The sequence below is a fragment of the Emergencia sp. genome, from assembly GCF_048465375.1.
Lineage (GTDB): Bacteria > Bacillota > Clostridia > Peptostreptococcales > Anaerovoracaceae > Senimuribacter.
Genome location: NZ_DBFWLQ010000024.1, coordinates 332,378 through 353,253 on the forward strand (window position 1 = coordinate 332,378; position 20,876 = coordinate 353,253).

29 protein-coding genes are annotated in these 20,876 nt (G+C 43.0%); 26 read left to right on the forward strand and 3 right to left on the reverse strand.

Going from position 1 to position 20,876, the window contains the following annotated elements:
- Positions 1 to 39: 39 nt before the first annotated feature.
- The 3 genes from ACMQ5W_RS16685 to ACMQ5W_RS16695 all read right to left on the reverse strand — a co-directional run bounded on the left by ACMQ5W_RS16685 (position 40) and on the right by ACMQ5W_RS16695 (position 2,318).
- Entirely contained in the window at positions 40 to 783 is a 744-nt protein-coding gene (locus tag ACMQ5W_RS16685; RefSeq protein WP_419026150.1) for an ABC transporter permease, read from the reverse strand.
- Positions 783 to 1,505 (reverse strand): ABC transporter ATP-binding protein, encoded by a 723-nt coding sequence (locus ACMQ5W_RS16690; RefSeq protein ID WP_419026151.1) that lies wholly within the window; start codon positions 1,503 to 1,505, stop codon positions 783 to 785. The genes ACMQ5W_RS16685 and ACMQ5W_RS16690 overlap by 1 nt, the downstream gene beginning before the upstream one ends.
- A gap of 69 nt (positions 1,506 to 1,574) precedes the next feature.
- A complete protein-coding gene (locus ACMQ5W_RS16695) occupies positions 1,575 to 2,318 on the reverse strand; it encodes a MerR family transcriptional regulator (RefSeq protein ID WP_419026152.1) in 744 nt (247 codons plus the stop codon).
- A 159-nt stretch (positions 2,319 to 2,477) separates the two neighbouring features.
- Between ACMQ5W_RS16695 and spoIIIAA the strand changes: the two genes are divergently transcribed.
- The 26 genes from spoIIIAA (at position 2,478) to ACMQ5W_RS16825 (ending at position 20,807) form a co-directional block, all read left to right on the forward strand.
- Positions 2,478 to 3,356: a stage III sporulation protein AA gene (gene spoIIIAA / locus ACMQ5W_RS16700; protein ID WP_419026153.1), complete on the forward strand. Its 879-nt coding sequence runs from the start codon at positions 2,478 to 2,480 to the stop codon at positions 3,354 to 3,356.
- A complete protein-coding gene (locus tag ACMQ5W_RS16705) occupies positions 3,349 to 3,870 on the forward strand; it encodes a stage III sporulation protein AB (RefSeq protein WP_419026154.1) in 522 nt (173 codons plus the stop codon). Before spoIIIAA ends, ACMQ5W_RS16705 begins: the two co-directional genes overlap by 8 nt.
- 108 nt (positions 3,871 to 3,978) lie before the next feature.
- Positions 3,979 to 4,173 (forward strand): stage III sporulation protein AC, encoded by a 195-nt coding sequence (gene spoIIIAC / locus ACMQ5W_RS16710; RefSeq protein ID WP_148492020.1) that lies wholly within the window; start codon positions 3,979 to 3,981, stop codon positions 4,171 to 4,173.
- 5 nt (positions 4,174 to 4,178) lie between these two features.
- Positions 4,179 to 4,562, forward strand: coding sequence for a stage III sporulation protein AD (spoIIIAD, locus tag ACMQ5W_RS16715; RefSeq protein WP_067541891.1), 384 nt, complete (start codon positions 4,179 to 4,181; stop codon positions 4,560 to 4,562).
- Positions 4,563 to 4,599: 37 nt separating this feature from the next.
- A complete protein-coding gene (locus ACMQ5W_RS16720; protein ID WP_419026155.1) occupies positions 4,600 to 5,655 on the forward strand; it encodes a stage III sporulation protein AE in 1,056 nt (351 codons plus the stop codon).
- On the forward strand, positions 5,655 to 5,825 hold the full coding sequence (locus tag ACMQ5W_RS16725; RefSeq protein ID WP_148492018.1) for a stage III sporulation protein AF: 171 nt from the start codon (positions 5,655 to 5,657) through the stop codon (positions 5,823 to 5,825). Before ACMQ5W_RS16720 ends, ACMQ5W_RS16725 begins: the two co-directional genes overlap by 1 nt.
- Before the next feature lie 33 nt (positions 5,826 to 5,858).
- Positions 5,859 to 6,227, forward strand: coding sequence for a hypothetical protein (locus tag ACMQ5W_RS16730; RefSeq protein ID WP_148492017.1), 369 nt, complete (start codon positions 5,859 to 5,861; stop codon positions 6,225 to 6,227).
- Complete coding sequence (locus tag ACMQ5W_RS16735) at positions 6,224 to 6,805, forward strand: SpoIIIAH-like family protein (protein WP_419026156.1); 582 nt, start codon at positions 6,224 to 6,226, stop codon at positions 6,803 to 6,805. Before ACMQ5W_RS16730 ends, ACMQ5W_RS16735 begins: the two co-directional genes overlap by 4 nt.
- 182 nt (positions 6,806 to 6,987) lie before the next feature.
- Positions 6,988 to 7,359: an Asp23/Gls24 family envelope stress response protein gene (locus ACMQ5W_RS16740; RefSeq protein ID WP_148492015.1), complete on the forward strand. Its 372-nt coding sequence runs from the start codon at positions 6,988 to 6,990 to the stop codon at positions 7,357 to 7,359.
- Positions 7,360 to 7,770: a transcription antitermination factor NusB gene (gene nusB, locus ACMQ5W_RS16745; protein WP_419026157.1), complete on the forward strand. Its 411-nt coding sequence runs from the start codon at positions 7,360 to 7,362 to the stop codon at positions 7,768 to 7,770.
- Positions 7,763 to 8,704: an O-sialoglycoprotein endopeptidase gene (locus tag ACMQ5W_RS16750; RefSeq protein WP_419026158.1), complete on the forward strand. Its 942-nt coding sequence runs from the start codon at positions 7,763 to 7,765 to the stop codon at positions 8,702 to 8,704. The genes nusB and ACMQ5W_RS16750 overlap by 8 nt, the downstream gene beginning before the upstream one ends.
- On the forward strand, positions 8,695 to 9,843 hold the full coding sequence (gene xseA, locus ACMQ5W_RS16755) for an exodeoxyribonuclease VII large subunit (protein WP_419026159.1): 1,149 nt from the start codon (positions 8,695 to 8,697) through the stop codon (positions 9,841 to 9,843). Before ACMQ5W_RS16750 ends, xseA begins: the two co-directional genes overlap by 10 nt.
- Positions 9,836 to 10,024 carry an exodeoxyribonuclease VII small subunit gene (gene xseB / locus ACMQ5W_RS16760; protein ID WP_148492011.1) on the forward strand — a complete coding sequence of 63 codons (189 nt, stop codon included), beginning with the start codon at positions 9,836 to 9,838 and terminating at the stop codon, positions 10,022 to 10,024. Before xseA ends, xseB begins: the two co-directional genes overlap by 8 nt.
- A 3-nt stretch (positions 10,025 to 10,027) precedes the next feature.
- A complete protein-coding gene (locus ACMQ5W_RS16765; RefSeq protein ID WP_419026160.1) occupies positions 10,028 to 10,924 on the forward strand; it encodes a polyprenyl synthetase family protein in 897 nt (298 codons plus the stop codon).
- Positions 10,924 to 12,771, forward strand: coding sequence for a 1-deoxy-D-xylulose-5-phosphate synthase (gene dxs / locus ACMQ5W_RS16770; RefSeq protein ID WP_419026161.1), 1,848 nt, complete (start codon positions 10,924 to 10,926; stop codon positions 12,769 to 12,771). Before ACMQ5W_RS16765 ends, dxs begins: the two co-directional genes overlap by 1 nt.
- Entirely contained in the window at positions 12,755 to 13,552 is a 798-nt protein-coding gene (locus ACMQ5W_RS16775; protein WP_419026482.1) for a TlyA family RNA methyltransferase, read from the forward strand. Before dxs ends, ACMQ5W_RS16775 begins: the two co-directional genes overlap by 17 nt.
- Before the next feature lie 28 nt (positions 13,553 to 13,580).
- The gene (locus tag ACMQ5W_RS16780; protein ID WP_148492008.1) at positions 13,581 to 14,771 is read left to right on the forward strand and encodes a pyridoxal phosphate-dependent aminotransferase; all 1,191 of its coding nucleotides are present in this window, start codon (positions 13,581 to 13,583) and stop codon (positions 14,769 to 14,771) included.
- A gap of 155 nt (positions 14,772 to 14,926) precedes the next feature.
- Entirely contained in the window at positions 14,927 to 16,102 is a 1,176-nt protein-coding gene (locus ACMQ5W_RS16785; RefSeq protein ID WP_419026162.1) for a WG repeat-containing protein, read from the forward strand.
- Between the two features lie 10 nt (positions 16,103 to 16,112).
- The gene (locus ACMQ5W_RS16790; RefSeq protein WP_419026163.1) at positions 16,113 to 16,853 is read left to right on the forward strand and encodes a hypothetical protein; all 741 of its coding nucleotides are present in this window, start codon (positions 16,113 to 16,115) and stop codon (positions 16,851 to 16,853) included.
- A gap of 11 nt (positions 16,854 to 16,864) precedes the next feature.
- Entirely contained in the window at positions 16,865 to 17,782 is a 918-nt protein-coding gene (locus tag ACMQ5W_RS16795) for a WG repeat-containing protein (protein ID WP_419026164.1), read from the forward strand.
- Positions 17,782 to 18,516, forward strand: coding sequence for a hypothetical protein (locus ACMQ5W_RS16800; RefSeq protein WP_419026165.1), 735 nt, complete (start codon positions 17,782 to 17,784; stop codon positions 18,514 to 18,516). The genes ACMQ5W_RS16795 and ACMQ5W_RS16800 overlap by 1 nt, the downstream gene beginning before the upstream one ends.
- A 121-nt stretch (positions 18,517 to 18,637) precedes the next feature.
- Positions 18,638 to 18,841: a hypothetical protein gene (locus ACMQ5W_RS16805; protein WP_419026166.1), complete on the forward strand. Its 204-nt coding sequence runs from the start codon at positions 18,638 to 18,640 to the stop codon at positions 18,839 to 18,841.
- An 89-nt stretch (positions 18,842 to 18,930) separates the two neighbouring features.
- Positions 18,931 to 19,062, forward strand: coding sequence for a hypothetical protein (locus ACMQ5W_RS16810; protein WP_419026167.1), 132 nt, complete (start codon positions 18,931 to 18,933; stop codon positions 19,060 to 19,062).
- A 2-nt stretch (positions 19,063 to 19,064) separates the two neighbouring features.
- Positions 19,065 to 19,259: a hypothetical protein gene (locus ACMQ5W_RS16815; RefSeq protein WP_148492004.1), complete on the forward strand. Its 195-nt coding sequence runs from the start codon at positions 19,065 to 19,067 to the stop codon at positions 19,257 to 19,259.
- Between the two features lie 242 nt (positions 19,260 to 19,501).
- Positions 19,502 to 19,828 (forward strand): hypothetical protein, encoded by a 327-nt coding sequence (locus ACMQ5W_RS16820; protein ID WP_419026168.1) that lies wholly within the window; start codon positions 19,502 to 19,504, stop codon positions 19,826 to 19,828.
- Between the two features lie 19 nt (positions 19,829 to 19,847).
- On the forward strand, positions 19,848 to 20,807 hold the full coding sequence (locus ACMQ5W_RS16825) for a hypothetical protein (RefSeq protein ID WP_419026169.1): 960 nt from the start codon (positions 19,848 to 19,850) through the stop codon (positions 20,805 to 20,807).
- Positions 20,808 to 20,876 lie beyond the last annotated feature (69 nt).

A 20,876-nucleotide genomic window follows, 5' to 3' on the forward strand; every position in this document is an offset into this window, starting at 1 on the left:
CAAGAATCGGATTCTTGAACGGCAGGTTTTTTGCTGCACTTATTCCCACTTAAAAAACTTGAGTGAGATGCCGATACAAACCAGTGCCACAGCAGACATGGTGAGGACGGGAATGAAAATATTGTCCGCTGGTAAGTCCAAAGAGGCAATTTTTAGCAGCTTGATTCCCTGGGTCAGCGGCATCAGACTGGCAACTTTTTGCAGCGCTGCTGGCATAATCTCATAGGGCAGGGTAGCGCCGGAGAAAACCAACATAGGAAAATAGAGCACACTGGCCACAATGCTGGCAGTCTTCGTATTAGGTGCAACACCGCCTACCATGATGCCGATGCTGAACATGGATAAGGCTACCAATAAATAATAGACTAGAAATTTCAGCAAAGATCCCTGGAAGTGGAAGTCAAAAAAGATAGCAGCACAGAGATAGAGAAGCAGCAGAGAAATTAGTGCATATAGGGTGTAAATCACCACTTGTACCGATAAAATCAGCAGGGGACTGATCGGTGTCACCTGAAATCGCTTCAAAATACCTTTATCACGGTAATCGGACACCACCAGAGGTAATCCCATGACACCGCCTGCACAAATCGATATCGTAGTCAGTGCGCCAAAGGACTGTTCCAGGAAAGTGTAGTCTGCCCCTTCAAAAGCCGGCTTGTTTCCGTAAAGCATACCTAAAATTGCCAATACTACGATGGGCATGCAGATTGCAAATAAGAGCATATCCATACCGCGCAGTGAAAGTTTCAGTTCAATTTTCATCATTGTTCTAAATGTCTTCATTATTTTAATCCCTCCTCATCTGTAAACCATAGATAAGCATCTTCGAATTTCTCATAGGGGCTTTGCCTGATTGCTTCAGTCACAGTGCCATAGAAAACAATGATCCCTCTTTTTAAAATACAGATCTGATCGCAAAGAGCCTCCACTTCGTCCATAAAGTGGGATGTGAGAAAAATCGTCAGTCCCATTTCTTTTAAGCCTGCAAGCGTTTTCCAAACGTCTCGGCGAGATCTGGCATCAAGCCCTGTAGTCAGTTCATCTAAAAAAACCACCTCTGGCTTTGGAATCAGCGCCAAAACGATGAACAACCGCTGCCGCTGTCCGCCTGATAGATTTTTGACAGGGCTTTTTACCTTGTCTGAAATACCAAACTTTGATAAAAGTTCCAGAAAATCAGTCGTATTCTCATAGAGTGCGGTTGTAAATTCACATAACTCAGCAACGGTAATCTTATCCTGGTAAGCAGCCTCTTGAAACTGTACACCCACCTTTTGAAATAATTTCTTTCGTTCAGAATGGGGATTCATCCCCATAATCGAAACAGTTCCGCCATCAGCCTTTTTTGTACCCAGGATACACTCAATGGTCGTAGTTTTGCCTGCTCCGTTGGCGCCCAGCAAGCCGAATACCGTGCCAGATTTTATAGACAAATTCACCTTGTCCACAGCAGTCAGCGTTCCGTAAGTTTTAGTCAGGTTGTTAACTCTGATGATGTCTTCCATAATTTGTACCTCCATTCTTTTACAACAAAAGAATACCACCGATGAAAACATTGGTGGTAAAGTGGAGGGTTATTTAAATTTTGTCTTCATATCCTTTAGCATCTCTATCATCAACTGTGCGTTTTTTACTGCCTCTTTCAAAGATGAAATTAGTTTATCACAAGCTGTGATGATGTTTGCTTCCTCATCGGGTGTATTGAGTAGTTCCCTGATATCAGCCTGTGGATTTTTTGATAGTTGAGAGAGCATGCGTAGAATTGCTTCCAAAGAATAATTTGAAACGCGTAAGGTGCGAATGATGGTTAGACGCTGCAAATCCTCATCGGTATAAACGCGATAACCGTTTTCTTTCCGTTTTACAGCCAGCAGGCCATTCATCTCCCAGTTCCGCAGGGTATCCATCGAAATCCCCAGATAAACGGACACCTCTTTTCTTTTCATGAAATGCGTATTTTCTACCCGTTCTCCTGATAAAATTCGCTCTGTAATATTTACTGCCGCCTCAGCCTGTAAACGTTCCCTGCGGAGTTGTTTCAAATATTCTTCTGTTAATCTGCGTGCGCTATCAAAATCTCCAGTTGCTGAAACCTTTACAATGTCGACGACTTTTTTACGCAAGCCATTCTGCAAGACTTCAATTTGGAAGGCGATACGTGCAAGCCGTAGCTGTGCCACGTGAAAATCTGTAAAGACTCGATAACCGTTCGCAAGCCGCTGAGCTTTAGGAATCAATTCTAATTTCTCATATAGGCGGACTGTATTAGGATGGATACCAATCATCTCTGCGACTTCTGATGTTTTATATGTGTTCAATTTTCTTACCTCCGTACTTCTTAGAGTATTTTAACACAAATGAAAAGTCTGGTGTTATAGTGGAGTGTTACGATTCTAGCCAGAAAAAAATATTTTAAAATCCTAATCATATTTGCCTGTCCGCAGAATATGATATATGGAAAGGACAAGGTAAGCTTTATGAATCATTTTGAAAAAGTATTCCAATGCTTCCCGCCAAAGATTCAGCATCAGATCAACAATTTGGATCAGTGGACAAAGGAAGCCATTGAAGAAGTACGGGTGTACAAAGGCCGGGAAATCCAAGTATTTTCTGGTGGAAAAAGAATATCTTTGTCAGGCAGAATAGAAGGCAGTGATATTAATAATCTGTTAAATAATTTGATGAAATTTTCTTATTACGCCTATGAAGAAGATCTGGCAAAAGGGTTCATCACCATTGATGGAGGCCACCGGGTCGGCATCTGCGGAAAAGCTGTAATAGACAAAGGGAAGGTAACACTGATTCGCGATATCAGTTCCCTTAATATCAGATATTCAAAGGAAATTGTCGGATGTTCCGATACCTTGATGCATCTGATTATCAACGATGATAAAAGTCTCAATAACGTCCTAATCGTGTCACCGCCTAATTGTGGAAAGACTACTTTGATTCGTGATATCGCGAGAAACATCAGCACGAAAGGCTACAAGGTCGGCATCTGTGACGAACGTTCAGAAATTGCTGGCATGTATAACGGAGTGAGTTCCTATCACTTCGGTATGATGGTAGATGTGCTGGACGGATGTCCCAAGGCAGAAGGGATGATCATGATGATTCGTTCTATGTCGCCCCAGGTCATCATCACTGACGAAATTGGAAAGAAGGAGGATGTTGCTGCAATTAAAACTTGTGTAAACTGCGGGGTGAAAGTGATCACGACAATCCACGGTAATGATACTGCGGATCTGCAAAATTCTGAGATCATAGAGCTCATTGAGAATAAAACTTTTAATGTAATCATATTTCTCACTGATGTTCCCGCCGTTGGCACAGTCAGGGAGGTGCTGCGTGATTAAGTTTTTAGGGCTCCTTATGGCCTTTGCTGCATGTACGACCATCGGCTTTTATAAAGCTTCCGAGATTAAGAGGCGGCGGATCCTGCTTGTCGACTTCAAAGAACTTCTCGTACATATTTCTACTGAAATGAGTTATTTTAAGGAACCTCTGCCCCAGATCTTTGAAAGGCTGGCCAGTGAGGCAGCAGATAACAAGGAGCGTACGATTCTGCTCCGAGAATGTCTTTCGGCTTACAGTCTTGAAAATATGAACATTGCAGAAATCTGGAAAACAGCTGTGGATCATATATACGGCGGTTCATCTTTAACCCTTGAAGATATCTCCATCATGAAAAAGTGTGGGGATTTTCTTGGACAAAGCGATTTCAGCAGGCAGCAGGAACATTTCAGTTTACTGAACATGCAATTAGACAGACAGGTAGCTGAAGCAGAAGAGTCTATCAAGACAAAAGGCAGAATGTATGGAAAAATGGGGGTTTCTGTCGGCCTAGTCGTAGCAATTGTATTCATCTAACTATACGACTAACGCCTAGCCGACTGAAGCCGGGGCGTTAAAGCATAAGGATTTCCCAGCACTTTACTTTGTAAATTGGGGCAAGTCCATTAGGAGGTAAGATAAAAATTGGGTGTTAGTGTAATTTTTAAGATAGCCGGAATCGGCATATGTATTGCTCTGCTGAATCAGATTTTGATTAAATCAGGCAAGGAGGAGATGGCCATGATGACCACTCTGGCAGGCGTTATCATCGTATTAGTCATCATAGTGAAGATGCTGGCAGAATTCTTTGATACAATCAAAGTCTTCATGCAGTTTTAAGACATATGGAAATACTAAAGATAGCAGCGCTTGCCCTATGTGCCGTCATGATTATCGTACTGGTAAAAAACTATAAACCGGAATTTGGAATTTTTGTGGCAATCGGATGTTCCGTATTAATCCTATATTTTCTTGTAGACAGTCTGAAATATGCGTTTTCGTATATGTCTCAGCTCTATGACAAACTGGATTATGGAAAGACCTATTTCCCAATCATCATCAAAGTTCTGGCCATCGCGTACATAACAGAATTCACGTCTCAGCTCTGCAAAGACGCAGGAGAAAGTTCCATCGCATCAAAAGTAGAACTGGCGGGGAAGATCATCATATTCTGTGTCGCAATACCAGTATTTATATCAATTTTGAATTTAGTAGAGCAGCTTTTATAGGTGAACAATGGATTTTGATGAAATAATAAAAGACCAAATGAAAAATGTAGTGGACCAGGACAATCTCGATTCGTTATCCGATTACGCCAGTAATTTATCAGGCGGCATATCGGAACACTTTACCATTGACAAGATTCTGGAAGCCACCCTCAATGGAAAGAGCATCTTTGATTCGCAGGAAATCATCACCAGTCTCAAGGAACTTTTTCTCTATGAGATGAAGAGTGCCTTAATTGTAGGCGTTGAAATACTGACCATCTGCATCGTAATCGGACTTTTAAAGAATCTATCTGGTTCTTTTAGTAAAAAAGGGGTCAGCGATATCGCTACCTTGACTTGCAGCATAGTCATTATCGGACTTGCTATGGCAAATTTCAACACCATATACCAGCTCACCATCGACTCGATGAAAACCATTGCCTATACTATGGACATTTTATTGCCTATTTTGATAGCAATTCTGATTTCCATGGGCCAAGTGGCTTCTGGTACGATTATGAGTCCGCTGCTGCTGACTGCCGTGACAATTTTTCAGACCATTATCAAGAATATCGTCCTGCCAGCTGTATTTATCTCTACGGTATTGTCTCTGATCAATTGTTTAACAGAAAAAGATTACGTAAATCAATTGTCAAAGTTCATCCGACAGCTAGCCCTCTTCGTCACAGGCATTATTATGACCCTGATGTCTGGAATTATAGCGATTCAAGGGCTTATCGCCAAAACATCGGACAGTCTTTTGATCGGCACAGCAAAGTATTCCATCGACGAATTCATACCCATCGTCGGCGGATTCACAGCTGATACCATCGAACTGTTCATCAAATGTATGGGTTCTATTAAAAATGTCGTCGGACTCTTTGGCATCATACTGATCGTGATTTTGATTTTGACGCCGATTATCAAAATCTTAGCGATTTCCGTGATTTACAAGGTAACAGCACTGCTGATTGAACCAATTACATCTAAGAAGCTGTCTGGTGGAATCGGAGATATCGGAACATCCCTAGTAACGATGGGCGCAATTCTTTTCTTCGCATCGCTGCTGTTCATCATCTTTATCACGTCAATCATAAACTTGGGGGTAAGCTAATGGCAATTGTTACTGCATGGGTCAAGGATATATTTATCATCATATTGTCAATTACATTTATGGAGATACTGATTCCTGAATCAAATATGGCAAAGTATGTAAAATTCATCTTTTCGATCATCATTTTAGCAACAATTTTATCTCCAATCAGTTATTTCTGTAATAAATAAAATTATTTTAAATATTTTTTTAGTGAGGATATTATGTTTGAGAAACCTGAAATTACAAAAGAGGGCGTAATGAAAATTGTTGTCGCTTTAATCATAGCGTCAATCGTCTTGCTGTCACTGAGCATTCTAACCGATGACAATGACAGCAGAAAACAGATTTCAGATGATGACGGAGCTACAGAACTGTGCAGCATTCTGTCGGAAATCAAAGGTGTAGGTGATGTCAATGTAATGCTTCAATATAATGACAAAAACAATGTTACAGGTGTTATTGTCACCGCACAGGGCGCAAACGACCCTGTAGTAAAGACAAATATCGTCAAAGGCGTCGCTGCGCTTTACGATATTCCGGTTTCCAGCGTAATGGTATTTGAAAAGAATCAGGAGGAAAAATCAGAATGAAAAAGAAGTTCAAATTTGATATAAAGGGTTTTTTCAATAAAAAAGAAAACATCGCTATCATGGCAGTCGCAGTGGTCTTCTGTGCAGGTCTCGTTGTTACAAATGTAAAGTCTAACAACATTCCTCTGCACGATGGAGATGTTCTCGTGGACAGTAAAAACGTCACGCAGGAAGAACCTTCAGAGAAAAGCGACAGCGCTGCTACTGATGGCGCTGATCAGTCTGCTGCTGACGGCAGTTCCTTCAGCGAGAAACGAGCAAATTTAGAGTTGGAGAGAAATGATCTGATTGCCAAGTACGATGATACGATCAAGAACTCCACTAATGAAGCTGAAAAAAAGAACGCTGTAAAACAAAAAGAAAAATTAACTGGCTATATGGAGCAGGAAGTTGCTGCGGAGAATAAGCTCAAAGCTAAAAATCTGCCTGCCTGTCTGGTCATCATCTCTGACAGCACTGTTACTGTCACAGTAGATGAACAGAACCTGAAACAAAACATGGTCGCAAAGATCTGCAACATCGTCATGGAAGAAACCCAACGCACAGCAGACAAAATCATCATTCAGAGCAGTTATTAAAACGTTGATAATTGGCAATAACAATGGTATAATGAACGCAGCGAACTTACAGCTTCGCTGTAAGGAAGCGTTCATTGAATCGTGTGCTTCAATTCTATATTTAGTGGAATGCACACGGTATAATGATTCCTATAATCTTACGGCGTTGCCGCAAGGTTAGAATTAGATAGACGAGGTAGGTTATGGCCAATTTACAGAACGAAGATCTTGGAACAATCAAAATTTCTGATGATGTAATCATGGTATGCACTGCTAATGCGGTGTCAAAGATTCCTGGTGTCAGCGAATTGGCAGGTGGACTTACAGAGAGTATCTCAAAAAACATTTTAGGGATTGACTCTTCCAGCAAGGGAGTCAAACTGTCGAGGAATGACAACGGCATCGTACTCGATATCTACATTATTGTAGAATACAAAGTAAAGATTCCTCAGCTTGCCTGGGAAATACAGAGCAGCGTAAAAAAAGAAATAGAATCAATCACCGATTTAAATGTACTAGAAGTAAACATACACGTGCAGGGTGTAAACCTGCCTGGAGAGGAAGACAAAAGATAAATGACAAGAACAGATGCAAGAGAATTTATGATGCAGGTTTTTTTCCAGATGGAAGCCTGCGAAGATTTTGATGTAAATCACCGCGTAACATATTTTAAAGATAAAGATTTCAAAGTACAAAGAGAATATTGCCACGAACTGTACTCTCTGATCTGCAACAAGAAAGAAGAAGTGGATCATGAGATTGATAGATACAGCAAAAACTGGAAAGCATCCAGGATGCCGAAGACCGACTTGGCTATCATCAGGTTGGCAGCGTGCGAAATTCTGTATTTTGCTGACATACCTGATGCCGTATCTATCAATGAAGCAGTCGACTTAGCAAAGACTTATGGAACAGAAGATTCAGCAAAATATGTCAACGCCATTTTAGGCAAAATCGCGGCAAAAAGCAGTGAAGCAAATGGATAGCCACTATTCTCTTGGCATCGATACTAGCAACTACAAAACTTCTGTAGCAGTTATCAATACAGAAGGTGATATCATATGCAATCTCCAAAAATATCTGGATGTAAAAAAGGGCGAGAGAGGGCTTAGACAGTCTGCCGCTCTTTTTCAGCATGTAAATAATCTTCCTGCACTAATACAAACGGCGTTTGCATCGATCAAGGAAGGCGGCAAAGTAGATTGTGTCTGCACTTCTGCAAGACCACGGCCAGTAGAAGGTTCCTACATGCCTGTTTTTAATGCTGGTGTTTCCGCGGGAAAAATGCTGGCCGCTGCTCTCGATACCGCCTATCTTGCATTTTCTCATCAAGAGGGTCACATCGAAGCAGTAAAGCACGATTCTCCGTTGAAGGATGTGAAGAGAATTGTTTCTTTCCACTTTTCTGGCGGTACCAGTGAGGCACTTTTGGTCGAAGAAAATAAAATTGATATTGTCGGCGGATCGAAGGATTTGGCATTTGGACAGGTTCTCGACCGAGTCGGTGTTGCTTTGGGCACGGCTTTTCCCTGTGGACAAGAGTTAGATGAATTAGCCCTCAGCTGCCAGTCATCTACACAAAACCTCTTACCAAAAATCAAATGTGCGGACGGATATATCAATTTATCTGGTATTGAAACGAAATGTCAGAGAATGATAGGTGAGTGTAACGATGCGGTTCTTGTTGCCATGCTTTTTCAGCGTCTGGGAGAGTCCATTGAAGAAATGATTTTGCAGCTCCACAAAAAATATAGAATCAACGATTTTCTTTTTGCTGGCGGCGTATCAGCAAGCACTTATATCAGAAAGATGTTGCGTTCAGATCTGCCACAGCTCAATATCTGCTTTGGAGAGCCTGCATTAAGCACAGACAATGCAGTGGGAATCGCACGACTTGGAGGGAAAAAAATATGGCCTTAAAACCAGTTTCGGTTTCACAACTAAATGAATATATCGGTCGGGTTATCAGTACAGATCCTCTCTTGGGTGCGGTAGTAGTGAAAGGTGAAATTTCCAACCTGAAATATCATTCCAGCGGACATGTTTACTTTTCTATCATCGATGCAGCCAGTAAAATCAACTGCTTCCTACCCAGAGAATATGCCATGCGCCTTCACTATCAGTTGGACGACGGCATGGAGGTCACTCTCACGGGTTCTGTCAATGTATTTAAAAAAAACGGCACCTATTCCATTTACGTTAAAAATGTAGAAGTATCCGGCGCCGGGAATCTTGCAATAGCCTTCGAAAAGATGAAAGAAAAATTGAGCAGCGAAGGTCTTTTTGACCAGGCTCATAAAAAGCCTATTCCAAAATTCCCGGATAAAGTCGGCATCATCACCTCGAATACAGGAGCCGCCGTGCGCGACATTCTTAAAATTCTCAAATCTAGAAATAACCTGGTCGACATTGTCGTGTTTCCTGTATTAGTACAAGGAGAGGCCGCTGCAGCAGATATCGCCGGCATGATTGACTATGTCAATGAGCATTTTGATGACGTCGATACGTTAATCGTAGGAAGGGGCGGCGGATCAGCTGATGATTTATGGGCTTTTAATGAGGAAATCGTCGCACGAAGCATCTATGCGTCCCAAATTCCCATCATCTCTGCAGTCGGACACGAAATCGATTTTACAATAGCCGATTTAGTCGCGGACCTGCGGGCTGAGACACCTACAGCTGCTGCACAGCTGGCAGTTCCTGACACGGATCAATTAAAAGAGAAGCTGCTTGATTTGAAGGAAAATCTGTATGTACAGCTTTCAAACAAATTGATGTACAATAGGCTGAAAATCGACAATTTGGCTTCCGAAATGCGCAGCCATCTCGACACCTTAATTTCCCGACATCAAAATGAATTGGAAAGATATCGGCTGGTATTAGAAGAGAATAATCCGAAAAAAATTCTTGAAAACGGCTATTCTGTAATCACTTGCGAAAACGGACATGTCGTGTCAAGCACTGGAGATCTAGCCTGCGGGCAGACCTTGAAGATAAGCCTGAAAGACGGCTTTGCAAAATGTTTAGTCACAGAGATAGGAAGTGAACGTCATGAGTAAAGGAAATTTTGAGAAAGCGCTGAGTGAACTCCAAAAAATGTCAGAATCCATCAAATCACAGGATACGGACTTAGAGGGAGCAATCAAGTGCTATGAAGAAGGCATGAAATATTACAAGATATGTAATGAGATACTAGAAACTGCAAAGCAGAAAGTTGAAACATTTGAAGGTGAGGTATAAGCGATGATGAAAGAAAATTATGATGAATACAAAGATATGATAAACGAACATCTGATGGACTTTATGCCTAATATCGATACCAAAAGCAGCTCCCTCTATGAGTCTATGAAATATTCATTGACTGCCGGCGGTAAACGACTGCGTTCCGTGCTTCTGCTAGCTGCCTGCGAATTTGCTGGCGGAGATGCAAAAGATGCACTCGCCTATGCCTGTGCTATAGAGTACATTCACACATATTCACTGATTCACGACGATCTGCCTTCCATGGATAATGACGATCTGCGGAGAGGTATGCCGACCAATCACAAGGTTTTTGGTGACGGTATCGCTACACTGGCAGGTGATGGCCTTCTGACCACTGCTTTTGAACTGATGAACAAAGACATGTATCTTTACTTTGATTGTCTCAAAGAAGTACAGAGAAGAATCAACGCCGCCTATACAATTGCCAAAGGCGCCGGAGTGAGGGGCATGGTAGCCGGCCAGGTTTCAGATATCGAGTCAGAACATACCCAGTGTTCCAATGAAATGCTGGAGTATATTCATTTGAATAAAACTGGCGCCTTAATCGTAGCAGCTGTCCGCGCCGGACTCTACCTGGGCGGTGCTGACGAGGATATGATGAAAGATCTGACTGTTTACGCAGAGAACCTGGGTCTGGCCTACCAGATTACAGATGATATCCTGGACGTCAAAGGCAATGAAAAAGAACTAGGGAAGAAAATTGGTGCGGACGCAGAACATGAAAAAGTGACCTATGTATCCCTCAATGGGATGGAAGCATCAGAAAGAAAGCTGGAAGAACTTACGATGAACGCTGTAGAGGCCATCGAAAAATATTACGACAACGCCGAGTTTTTCAGGGAGTTGGTCCTGAAACTGGCAAAGAGGACAAAATAATGAGTAAAGAACTGACGCAATATGACTTTCCAGGTGATCTAAAGAAGATGGACTTAAAAGAGATGGAACTGTTGTCATATGCAATTAGGGATTTTTTAATAGATAAAGTATCGAAAACGGGGGGACACCTGGCATCCAATTTGGGCGTCGTAGAACTGACAATCGCGTTGCACAAGGTGTTTAACAGCCCCGAGGATAAGATGATATGGGACGTGGGGCATCAGTCCTACGTCCACAAGATATTGACAGGACGCGCTGGTGAGTTTGACGGACTGAGACAGATGAATGGTATCAGCGGCTTCCCAAAGGGAAAGGAAAGTCCTCACGATGCTTTTGATACCGGCCATTCCAGTAATTCTATCTCAGCAGCAGCAGGGATGGCGGCCGCGCGAGACCTGAAAGGTGACAAGAATGAAGTCATCGCGATTATTGGGGATGGCTCTCTGACAGGGGGCATGGCCTATGAAGGCCTCAACAATGTGGGTGCCTCCAAATCAAAGATGATTGTTATCCTCAACGATAATGGTATGTCCATATCGCGAAATATCGGCGGTGTATCTCAACATCTTTCGAAACTGCGTACATCAAACGGTTATCTCCGTGTAAAAAAAACCATCAAACGTGCGTTAAACCGCATCCCTGTAATAGGAGACGACCTTTCTACAAATATCGGCCATGCAAAAGACAGAATCAAGTATGCACTCCTATCCGGCGGTGTTATCTTTGAGGAACTGGGATTCACTTATTTGGGACCTATTAACGGTCACAATATCCGTGAGACCATTGAGGTTCTAGAACTGGCAAAGCATGTAAACGGGCCGGTATTTATTCATGTTATGACAAAGAAAGGCCGGGGTTACCGGACAGCTGAAATTGATCCAAATAAGTTTCATGGAATCAGTCCCTTTAATCCAGAAACGGGTAAAGTTTTGAAGCCATCTGGCATGACATACTCTAAAGTTCTAGGTGCGACAGTAGAAGCTATGGCGGCAGACGATAAAAAAATCACAACCATTTCTGCCGCTATGTGTGATGCTACCGGTCTCAGCGGTTTTGCCAAAAAATACCCAAGACAGTTTTTTGACGTAGGCATTGCAGAAGCCCACGGTGTTACTTTTGCTGCGGGTTTGGCAAAATCAGGCATGAAACCACTCGTCGCAATTTACTCTTCTTTTTTGCAGAGAGCTTACGATCAAATTATTGAAGATGTCTGTATCCAGAATCTTCCCGTTGTCTTTGCCATTGACAGAGCCGGCATCGTCGGTGCGGACGGAGAAACCCACCATGGGCTGTTTGATATCGCATATCTGACATCCATGCCGAATATGACTGTTCTCGCGCCCTCAAATGGAAACCAACTAGCTGCTATGATTCGATACGCCTTTACCTTGGACGGTCCTGTGGCCATCCGATATCCACGAGGAGATTGCTCCTATAATCCACAGGACACGCCGGTATTTGACGGCAAAAACCAACGGATCTTTACAGGTAAAGATTTGGATATCTGGGCAGTCGGTAAAATGCTGCAGACTGCTCTTGAAACGAGGGAGCAGTTAAAAAGGCGGGGGATTGATGCTGGGGTCGTAGAGGCAGCAGCGATCAAGCCACTCGATTTATCCTGTCTTACTGAAAAGACAAAACCGGTTGTTACCATAGAAGATGGCCTGCTGGCTGGTGGTTTTGGCGATAAGTTCATCGTCGAATCGCAGGTTCAGGACGTTCTGACTTTTGGCTGGCCGGATCAATTTGTCGAACACGGCGATTGTGACAGTCTATACAAAAAATACGGCCTCGATGCAGACTCCATTACAGAAAGGATTTGTGAACATTTTGAAAGAAAGGCTTGACGTTTTATTAGTAAAAAAAGGAATCTACCAATCTAGAGAAAGAGCAAAGGCCTCAATTATGGCTGGCATTGTTTTCGTGGATGGTCAAAAAAGTGACAAAGCAGGGAACATGGTTGATACAGAGGCAGAAATTTTTGTGAAAGAGAACATCTGTCCTTACGTGAGCCGCGGCGGATTGAAGTTAGAAAAGTCCATGAAAGAATTTGACTTGCATTTACAGGACAAGGTCTGTATGGATATTGGCGCTTCTACTGGCGGTTTCACCGATTGCATGCTGCAAAACGGTGCCGCGAAAGTGTATGCGATAGACGTGGGATACGGGCAGCTGGACTGGAAACTGCGTACTGACCAACGCGTCATCAATATGGAAAAGTGCAACGTCAGGTATCTGAACACGGATACCATCGCTGAACCTATCGACTTTATCAGCATCGATGTATCTTTTATCTCATTAAAACTGATATTCCCCGTCGCTGCCAAAGTGCTGGCTGCGGATGGCGAAATCGTCTGTCTTGTAAAGCCTCAGTTTGAAGCTGGCAGGGAACAGGTCGGCAAGAAAGGCATCGTCCGTGATCAAAAAGTCCACGAAGAAGTAATTCAAAATGTGATCGAATATGCTAGAGAAAACGGTCTATATCCACAAGGACTGACCTTTTCTCCAGTAACTGGTGCAAAAGGCAATATAGAATACCTTTTAGCCCTTTCCAAAATGGAAAAAATGAGTTATAATGTATGTTGTATACAGGAAACCGTTGCAAACTCTCATGCAGAGTTAGAATAATTTTATGTTTAAAGGAGACCGAAGAGAAATGAAATTATCAAACAAAGTAGAAGCTATGCAGTTTTCACCAATCAGAAAATTTAATCCGATTGCGCAGAAGGCAAAAGATGCTGGTAAGAAAGTTTACCACCTGAACATTGGACAGCCAGACGTGGAAACGCCAGAATGCTTCATGGATGCTATCAGAAACTACGAGAACAAAGTAATCGCTTATGCAGAATCCGGCGGAATCACTGATTTGCAGGACGCAGTATCCGATTATTTCAAGACTTATGGAATGAACATCGGAAGAGAAAACATGATCGTAACAACAGGCGGTTCCGAAGCCTTGACTATGACTTTCCTTTCCATTTTAAATGAAGGAGACGAAGTTCTGATTGCAGAACCGTTCTACACAAACTATCATACTTTTGCTACTTCCGCTGGCGGAAAAGTGGTTCCTATCACAACAAAGGCAGAAGAAGGTTATCACTATGCAACGAGAGAACAGATTGAGCCGTTGATCACTGAAAAGACAAAGGCAATCTGCTGCATCAATCCTGGTAACCCGACAGGAACGGTACTCACAAAAGAAGAAATGAAACTGATTGGCGACATCGCTAAAGAACATGATCTTTGGATCATCGCTGACGAAGTTTACAGAGAATTCGCTTATGACGGAAGAGAAGCTGTTTCCTTCGGACAGATTGCTGAAGTGGAAGACAGAGTGATCATCATCGACTCCGTATCCAAGAGATTCTCCGCCTGCGGTGCTAGAATCGGATTCCTGATTTCCAAGAACACTGATTTTATCGCAAACGTCATGAAGATTGCACAGGGAAGACTCTGCGTATCCACAGTTGACCAGGTAGGCGCTGCCGCTCTGTTCAGACTGCCGAAGGAATATTACGAAGAAGTAAAAGCTGAGTACTGCGCAAGAAGAGACGTGGTTTATGAGGAACTGATGAAGATTCCTGGCGTTGTAGGACAGAAACCTGGCGGATCTTTCTACTTAACTGCAAAACTTCCAGTAGATAACATCGAGGATTTCCTGATGTTCTTACTGACTGAGTTCGATGATAACGGTGAAACTGTCATGTTCGCACCAGCTGAAGGCTTCTATGCTACACCAGGTCTCGGTAAAGACGAAATGCGTATCGCCTACGTTCTCAACAAAGAAGACATGAGAAGAGGCGTTGAGCTGATCAGACTGGGAATCGAAGCTTATAACAAGAGATAATTAAAAAGTTACATAGATGTACGATAGAAAATCGCCTGCATGCAGGCGATTTTTTAATGGGAAAATTCTAAAAACTATTGACAAATCGCTGTAAAGGTATTATTGTATTAAATATATAATACAATAATACAGAGTGTCTGAAAGAGAGGTAAGCCATGAAGAAAAGCAAGACAAAAATATTTATCCTCTTTGTCGTCGTATTGGCAGTGAGTGTATCTGTTGTGGCAGGCATATTTTTCTACAGCATAACCAACAGCATTCTCACAGACCAAAAAAGCTTTCATTCCCTGGACTGGATAATTCAATTGAATCAATACGATCGTATCGAAGCCTTAGGTGCTGACCAGGAACTATATATCGCCTACACAGGTGACGAAGACTTCCTCATTGACGGCAGTGGCAAGCGAGTGGCGCGATCCTCCGATGATATAAAAAACAGCCATATCCTGACCGTGTTTACAGAAGGAAAAAAGCAGGGCTACAAACACCTTGACGGCAAGGTCGCCATTAGGGCGGAATTCGATGAGGCCTATGACTTTGACGGCGGATATGCAAAGGTTTCAAAGAAAGGAACAGATTATTTCGTCATAGACACCAACGGCAGAACTGTCTTTACGCCAGAAGAAGATGCATCCAATCTCGAGCAGATTGACGGTAAATACTTTTTATTCTATAGGGAGCAACATCGCTCAGTGATAAACGTGGAAACCGGTCAAATCACAGAAGACGTAAACCTTTATGACATGTTTCACCATGCAGGGGGAGGTATGGTTGCAGCAAAAGCAGACTTTGCCTGGGATAATGTGGATCCTATGTATCTCCTCGATAAGAACTTTCGCTCTATGCATAGCGGCCAGCTCTATGGACAGATCGGCTGTTTTGGCCAGGGACTATGTTATGTTCAGAAACTGGTGGGTGCAACAGAGGAAGATCACGAGGATTATCAAATAGAAAACGGCTACATGAATCACGATGGAAAAGTTGTCCTTACCACGGAAAAAGCGATTCTCGGCTGTAAATTTGCTGAGGGCATGGCGCTGGTATATGAAAAAAGTCACATTCGCTGCATCGACCAATCAGGGAAAGTGCATTTTTCATTCAAGCTGGCTGAGGCTTTTAACAGGGACTCGGATGTGAACTTCGAATATAATTACGCCCAGTGTTATTTTCGAAATGGCAAAGCCATCGTCTACGATAGAAAACACTATGGTCTCGTTGACAAGAAAGGGAACTGGGTGATTCAGCCCGACTTTGACGAAATGACTTATGCAGGAACTGACAAGCTTCTCGTCGAGTATAAAGGGATGAGCGGAATGATCCGGGTAAAGTGAGGTGAGAGAGATGTTAATGAAATCAATCGAGATGAATATCAGGATGATTCAAAATCCTATGGGAGTGTCCCTAACATTTTTCGCCCTTCTGGCAGTCTCCTGGACTTTTATACCGCTGCTTGGACTTTTCGGCACCTTTTTTCTCCTTCTGGTTCCCGTGATCTGCAGCTACGTCGCCTATAACAAGCTTTTCAACAAAAGTCTTTACGGTGAAGAAGCGGCCGTCTATGCTACGCTGCCGCTGTCAGGAAGAGACATCGTCCTCGGGAAGGTTTTTGCTATCATGGTGTGGGATACCGCAGCCTGGCCCATTTTTCTTCTCGGAATGATCGGTTCCTATCTATACTCTGACCTGGGATTAATTAGAATGGCCATCGATACCCTGCTCACTGAGCTGGTCTATCAGGGCGTCACTCCTGTCACCATTGGGCTTCTGATCGCCGTCTCCACTGTAGTGCTCGCTTTTTACAGTTTCCTTAGCGGTGTTTATATGCTCTGGTTCCGATTTGCGCTCAAAAAATATACTCCTAAACTGAGCAAAAGGGTGAAGGGGGTGTTCAATGTACTTCTGGCCTGTCTCGTGCTGGGGATCATCCGTTTGGGCACAGAATACTCTATCCTCGGCATATGGGATCTGGGATTGACTCTGTTGCTGATTCTGGCAGCAGTTCATATTTTACTTGGCATAGCTGCCTGGAAGATGTACAAGGCCAGCGTCGCCTATTTCGAGTCGGGATACAGCCCAGAGTAAGAGGGAAAGAAATGAAAAAGAAGTATGTGAGCCTATGCCTGATAGGCGCCATCGTTGCCGGCCTTTGCTTGAACTTGGGTATCCGCATGTATCCTGCGGCAAAGATCGGGGTAGAGGCTGAAAAAATCATAAATGATCTTCAATGGGTGGTTCCTTTGACAGACGAAAATAGGTATCAAAAGAAAAATTTGGGTGAGAAGTACGAACGCATCCGCATAGATGAGCAAATAAGGCCTCGAGAACTGAAAGCAGAACCTTACAAAATCGTCAAAGACGGCTGGATCAGATATATTGTCAACGGCAAGGGAGAGAGAACGATTGACATCCATGATATCTATGACCAGATCGACGATTATCGCCATGTCGCAATGCTGCCTATAGACGAAAATCAGGAAGACTGGGATCGGATAGTGGTTCTTGGCAGAGATTACCAGCCTATTTTCGGCGGCGCGGTGTTTCGGGAAGTAAGACCTTATTCAGAAGGTTTGAGCTACTGCATCAAATATCGATACGGTGACTATGAACATTTGTCAATTTGCAGCAAACCGGAAAAAGGATTTATGGATGAAGACGGGAAGCTTGTGATTAAGACGCCGGGATGTATCGATACGTCAGATTTTTCTCAAGGAAGGGCGATTGTCTATACCCATGACAAGGTGTATATCATAGGCAGAGATGGCAACGAGATATTTTCCATGAAGGCAAGGGCAGTCATCAGGCATGATCTTTTGATGCAGTGCATGGAAGGATTTAATGAGCATGGTACTGCGCCTATTTACGACGGAAAGAACTGGGGGCTCATCGACCGTAACGGCAACTGGATCATCAAACCTGTTTTTGGCGGTATCTGGTGGATTGGCACTGAGTTTATAGAAATCAGCTATCTGTATAAGCGGGGGATTGCCAGGTTTCCAGGAGGTGAGAAATAATGCCAGGAAAAGTAATCTTCTTAAATCTTAGAAACGTAAGACTGCAGATTTTTATTACCATTAGCCTTATGGTATGCATGCTGAGTTTTCATTCTTACAGCAGCCCCGCAGCTGACCGTTATATATCCGCAGCGTTCTTTCTGCCTATATTGGTCGTATACAGCTGGGGCATCTATGTGCTTTCCTGGAAAACTGTATTCAACGAGGAATTTGTGTTGCATCGAATCCTTCCTGTAAGTCAGCAAAATATGCTGCTGGGGAAAACGGCAATTGCATCCCTTTGGGGAATGGCAATCGGTCTCACCGCCTGGGGCAGTAAAATAACCAGCTTCTGGTCACTGAAGAGTGAAGATGAGTTCGATTCCTCCGGCACGGTCATCTACTATTTTCAGCTTCTCGCTGCTAAATATGCTGCAAGCGGCATGAGTAGATGGGAAATGACTCTGATGATTGGACTGATGCCTGTTTTCTTCCTGAATCTAGCCGTAGCAATCTATCTGTTCCTGTCAGCCGTCGCATCATTTTGCCATGCTTCGAGTCACACACAAAAGACTTTATCAAAAGGGGTAGTCTATGGTGTCAGTGCAATCATCATCTGCGCGGCTGTTTATGGCGGATATGTACTAACTTTCGAAAATTTTTTGAGGATTCTGCTCAGTCAGCTGATTACCCTGGCTGTGGCGGCCTGTTGTTATAGATATTGTGCAAACGCCGGATCATTCAGCCATCGATAGCGCAGATATTGTTAAGTGTTATTTTACATTATTTCACAAAACACTTCGCTGAGCTTTATTAGAAAAAGAATCTCATAATACCGGCGCCTGAATTTTTTGTTCTCTAACAGGAGGTGAGAAGATGAATGTTTCTGAGTTAAGGCTTTCAGACAGCTATCTTGGGGATACGCCGGAAAATTCACTTGAGCTTATAGTCAAAGTCATCAAAATGGAGTATAATAAGGGCAGTAGCAAAACAAATAAGGTACTGGAAAGAAGTGAGAAGCTGAGAGATTACAGCACCCCGGCTATATTCGGACATACAGAAGGGAAGGCTGTGTTCTGAAAGACGCGATTGATACAGCTATTTCACGTTGTATCCGAGAGAACATTCTCAAAGACTTTCTGGAGCACAACAGTCCGGAGGTGGGAAGCATGCTGAATCTGATATCCACATACAAAGAGTTCAACCTGTCCAGGGATGAGGCTTTGAAGAAATTACTAGAGAAATACCGTATGGAAAAGAACGCTGCACTTGCCTATATGGAAAATTATGATGAGGAGTAAATGTGGAGTATTCGAAAGAAGATTTGACAGAAGCAAAAAGACAAATTGACTCAACCTTGCACAAGCTGAGGGAAACCATAAAGACCTTTGAAGGGAAAGAAAACCCAGAGCGATACAAATCTCAGATTACATTGGCAAAGAGACGCGTAAAAGCCTTCGAAATCGCCAACTATTTTATCGAAAAAGAAATGAAATAATGACTGCAGAGATAGCAGTTCACAAAAGCAGGAAAGCATGACGCCTTCCTGCTTTTGTGTTATCATGGATGGCACAAATCGTCAGCCTTTCGTAGCTTTATCATATGAACCTCTTTAATAGATTTTTTTATACTCATTTTCCGTACAGGCCCAACTTCCTTGTTTCATTCAAAGAGTATTTTTGATATAATGAATGTTGTAATCTAGCAGCGTTGCTGCAATGGAAGAGAAGGAGACACTGCTTGACTGCTAATATAATCTGGATCATTTGTACATGGGGCTGTGCCGCCTTGTTTACGGGCATCGGTTTTTATGCAAAGAAACTCGAAAAACCGATGTGGTTTTGGTCAGGTTCAGAAGTCCCGGCTTACAAAATAAAAGATATTCCGGCTTATAATAAGGCCAACGGAATCATGTGGTGCAGTTACTCTGTGCCGTTTTGGATTTCAGGGATCAGTTTCTTCTGGCACCGGATATTTGCGGTTGTTCTTTTGATACTGGCCTGTACAATGGGAATGATCTGGCTTATTCGCTATTATGAGAAGATATTAAAGAAATACGAGAGATAAATCGCAAGGAGGTTTTATCATGTCTGAATGGAATGTTTCCTACGACAGCTTTTTCTACGCTGATCTTCAAAGTCCGAAGAATCAAAAATCCGGTGTGGAGGTTCCCATCAATAAAACTTTCCTTTGGGGTGATGAGGAATGGAAAGTCTTGTCCATGTACCTCTTTGACAAAGGGCCGGTCTTTCACATCTGCAAAAGAATCAAAGATGAGACGATTAGCGAGTTTTATGCCAAATGGGGCTATTTGATGCAGATGGCAAAAGAAGGCCGCTGCGATGAAGTCTCCTCTGCAGAGCGAGAAACAATGTACGCTGACAGCCCTTATGGAGAGACTTCTCCCATTCATATCACAATCGATGGGAACCCTGTAGATTCCGGATGTTCTATGAGTGATGCCTGGATTCCTCCTCGTTATGATGACGCTGGGCCTTGTGAAAACATGCCGCAGATTCTCAGCCACTATGCTCTTGATGATTCTGACGGCTGGCTCATTATCCATATGGAGTGTGAATGGCCTGAAGATTTCGCCGGCGTAAATAATATCAGTCAGATTGAAATCTCCCTAGAAGCCGACGACGTTGAGATATCGGGTCCTCGTTTCTCGGTCAGAGAAATTGGAGAAGAAATCCATTTTATCAGACCGCTTACAGGGCAGCAGCATATGCTGAAAATCCTGTCCAGCGAACCAGATAAGGAAGAAGATGACCATTGGCATTATATTCAGCTCGCCTATACCCTTGAACCAGATTTGTCAGAAGACATCTTTTCTGTCAAAGACTGCTCCTATGGTGAGATAGGGGGTGCTGGTATCATATTTGCCTGCGATGAGGAAGACGATGCTGTTCACACTGCGTTCTCCTCCCTCTATGTCAATCCACCAGAGGAAATCGAGTGGCGCACGGTCTTCCACGAGAAAATCAAAGAGGATCTCACCCTGACTTTACAAGCAGGCAGAGATTTTGGTATAATAGTTCCATAATACATTGCCAAGAGCAAGGAATCATAGACAATTTTTATTTTTCGCTAAGGAACGAAACGAGCAAGAAAA

What these genes read in the sequence shown, in the direction of transcription:
- spoIIIAD (WP_067541891.1), top strand. Translation starts at nt 4,179, where the DNA reads ATGGAAATACTAAAGATAGCAGCGCTTGCCCTATGTGCCGTCATGATT.
- ACMQ5W_RS16740 (WP_148492015.1), top strand. Translation starts at nt 6,988, where the DNA reads ATGGCCAATTTACAGAACGAAGATCTTGGAACAATCAAAATTTCTGAT.
- ACMQ5W_RS16685 (WP_419026150.1), bottom strand. Translation starts at nt 783, where the DNA reads ATGAAGACATTTAGAACAATGATGAAAATTGAACTGAAACTTTCACTG.
- xseA (WP_419026159.1), top strand. Translation starts at nt 8,695, where the DNA reads ATGGCCTTAAAACCAGTTTCGGTTTCACAACTAAATGAATATATCGGT.
- ACMQ5W_RS16805 (WP_419026166.1), top strand. Translation starts at nt 18,638, where the DNA reads ATGAATGTTTCTGAGTTAAGGCTTTCAGACAGCTATCTTGGGGATACG.
- nusB (WP_419026157.1), top strand. Translation starts at nt 7,360, where the DNA reads ATGACAAGAACAGATGCAAGAGAATTTATGATGCAGGTTTTTTTCCAG.
- dxs (WP_419026161.1), top strand. Translation starts at nt 10,924, where the DNA reads ATGAGTAAAGAACTGACGCAATATGACTTTCCAGGTGATCTAAAGAAG.
- spoIIIAA (WP_419026153.1), top strand. Translation starts at nt 2,478, where the DNA reads ATGAATCATTTTGAAAAAGTATTCCAATGCTTCCCGCCAAAGATTCAG.
- ACMQ5W_RS16780 (WP_148492008.1), top strand. Translation starts at nt 13,581, where the DNA reads ATGAAATTATCAAACAAAGTAGAAGCTATGCAGTTTTCACCAATCAGA.
- ACMQ5W_RS16825 (WP_419026169.1), top strand. Translation starts at nt 19,848, where the DNA reads ATGTCTGAATGGAATGTTTCCTACGACAGCTTTTTCTACGCTGATCTT.
- ACMQ5W_RS16735 (WP_419026156.1), top strand. Translation starts at nt 6,224, where the DNA reads ATGAAAAAGAAGTTCAAATTTGATATAAAGGGTTTTTTCAATAAAAAA.
- ACMQ5W_RS16790 (WP_419026163.1), top strand. Translation starts at nt 16,113, where the DNA reads ATGTTAATGAAATCAATCGAGATGAATATCAGGATGATTCAAAATCCT.
- ACMQ5W_RS16765 (WP_419026160.1), top strand. Translation starts at nt 10,028, where the DNA reads ATGATGAAAGAAAATTATGATGAATACAAAGATATGATAAACGAACAT.
- ACMQ5W_RS16750 (WP_419026158.1), top strand. Translation starts at nt 7,763, where the DNA reads ATGGATAGCCACTATTCTCTTGGCATCGATACTAGCAACTACAAAACT.
- ACMQ5W_RS16720 (WP_419026155.1), top strand. Translation starts at nt 4,600, where the DNA reads ATGAAAAATGTAGTGGACCAGGACAATCTCGATTCGTTATCCGATTAC.
- ACMQ5W_RS16690 (WP_419026151.1), bottom strand. Translation starts at nt 1,505, where the DNA reads ATGGAAGACATCATCAGAGTTAACAACCTGACTAAAACTTACGGAACG.
- ACMQ5W_RS16725 (WP_148492018.1), top strand. Translation starts at nt 5,655, where the DNA reads ATGGCAATTGTTACTGCATGGGTCAAGGATATATTTATCATCATATTG.
- ACMQ5W_RS16810 (WP_419026167.1), top strand. Translation starts at nt 18,931, where the DNA reads ATGCTGAATCTGATATCCACATACAAAGAGTTCAACCTGTCCAGGGAT.
- ACMQ5W_RS16795 (WP_419026164.1), top strand. Translation starts at nt 16,865, where the DNA reads ATGAAAAAGAAGTATGTGAGCCTATGCCTGATAGGCGCCATCGTTGCC.
- ACMQ5W_RS16800 (WP_419026165.1), top strand. Translation starts at nt 17,782, where the DNA reads ATGCCAGGAAAAGTAATCTTCTTAAATCTTAGAAACGTAAGACTGCAG.
- xseB (WP_148492011.1), top strand. Translation starts at nt 9,836, where the DNA reads ATGAGTAAAGGAAATTTTGAGAAAGCGCTGAGTGAACTCCAAAAAATG.
- ACMQ5W_RS16785 (WP_419026162.1), top strand. Translation starts at nt 14,927, where the DNA reads ATGAAGAAAAGCAAGACAAAAATATTTATCCTCTTTGTCGTCGTATTG.
- ACMQ5W_RS16730 (WP_148492017.1), top strand. Translation starts at nt 5,859, where the DNA reads ATGTTTGAGAAACCTGAAATTACAAAAGAGGGCGTAATGAAAATTGTT.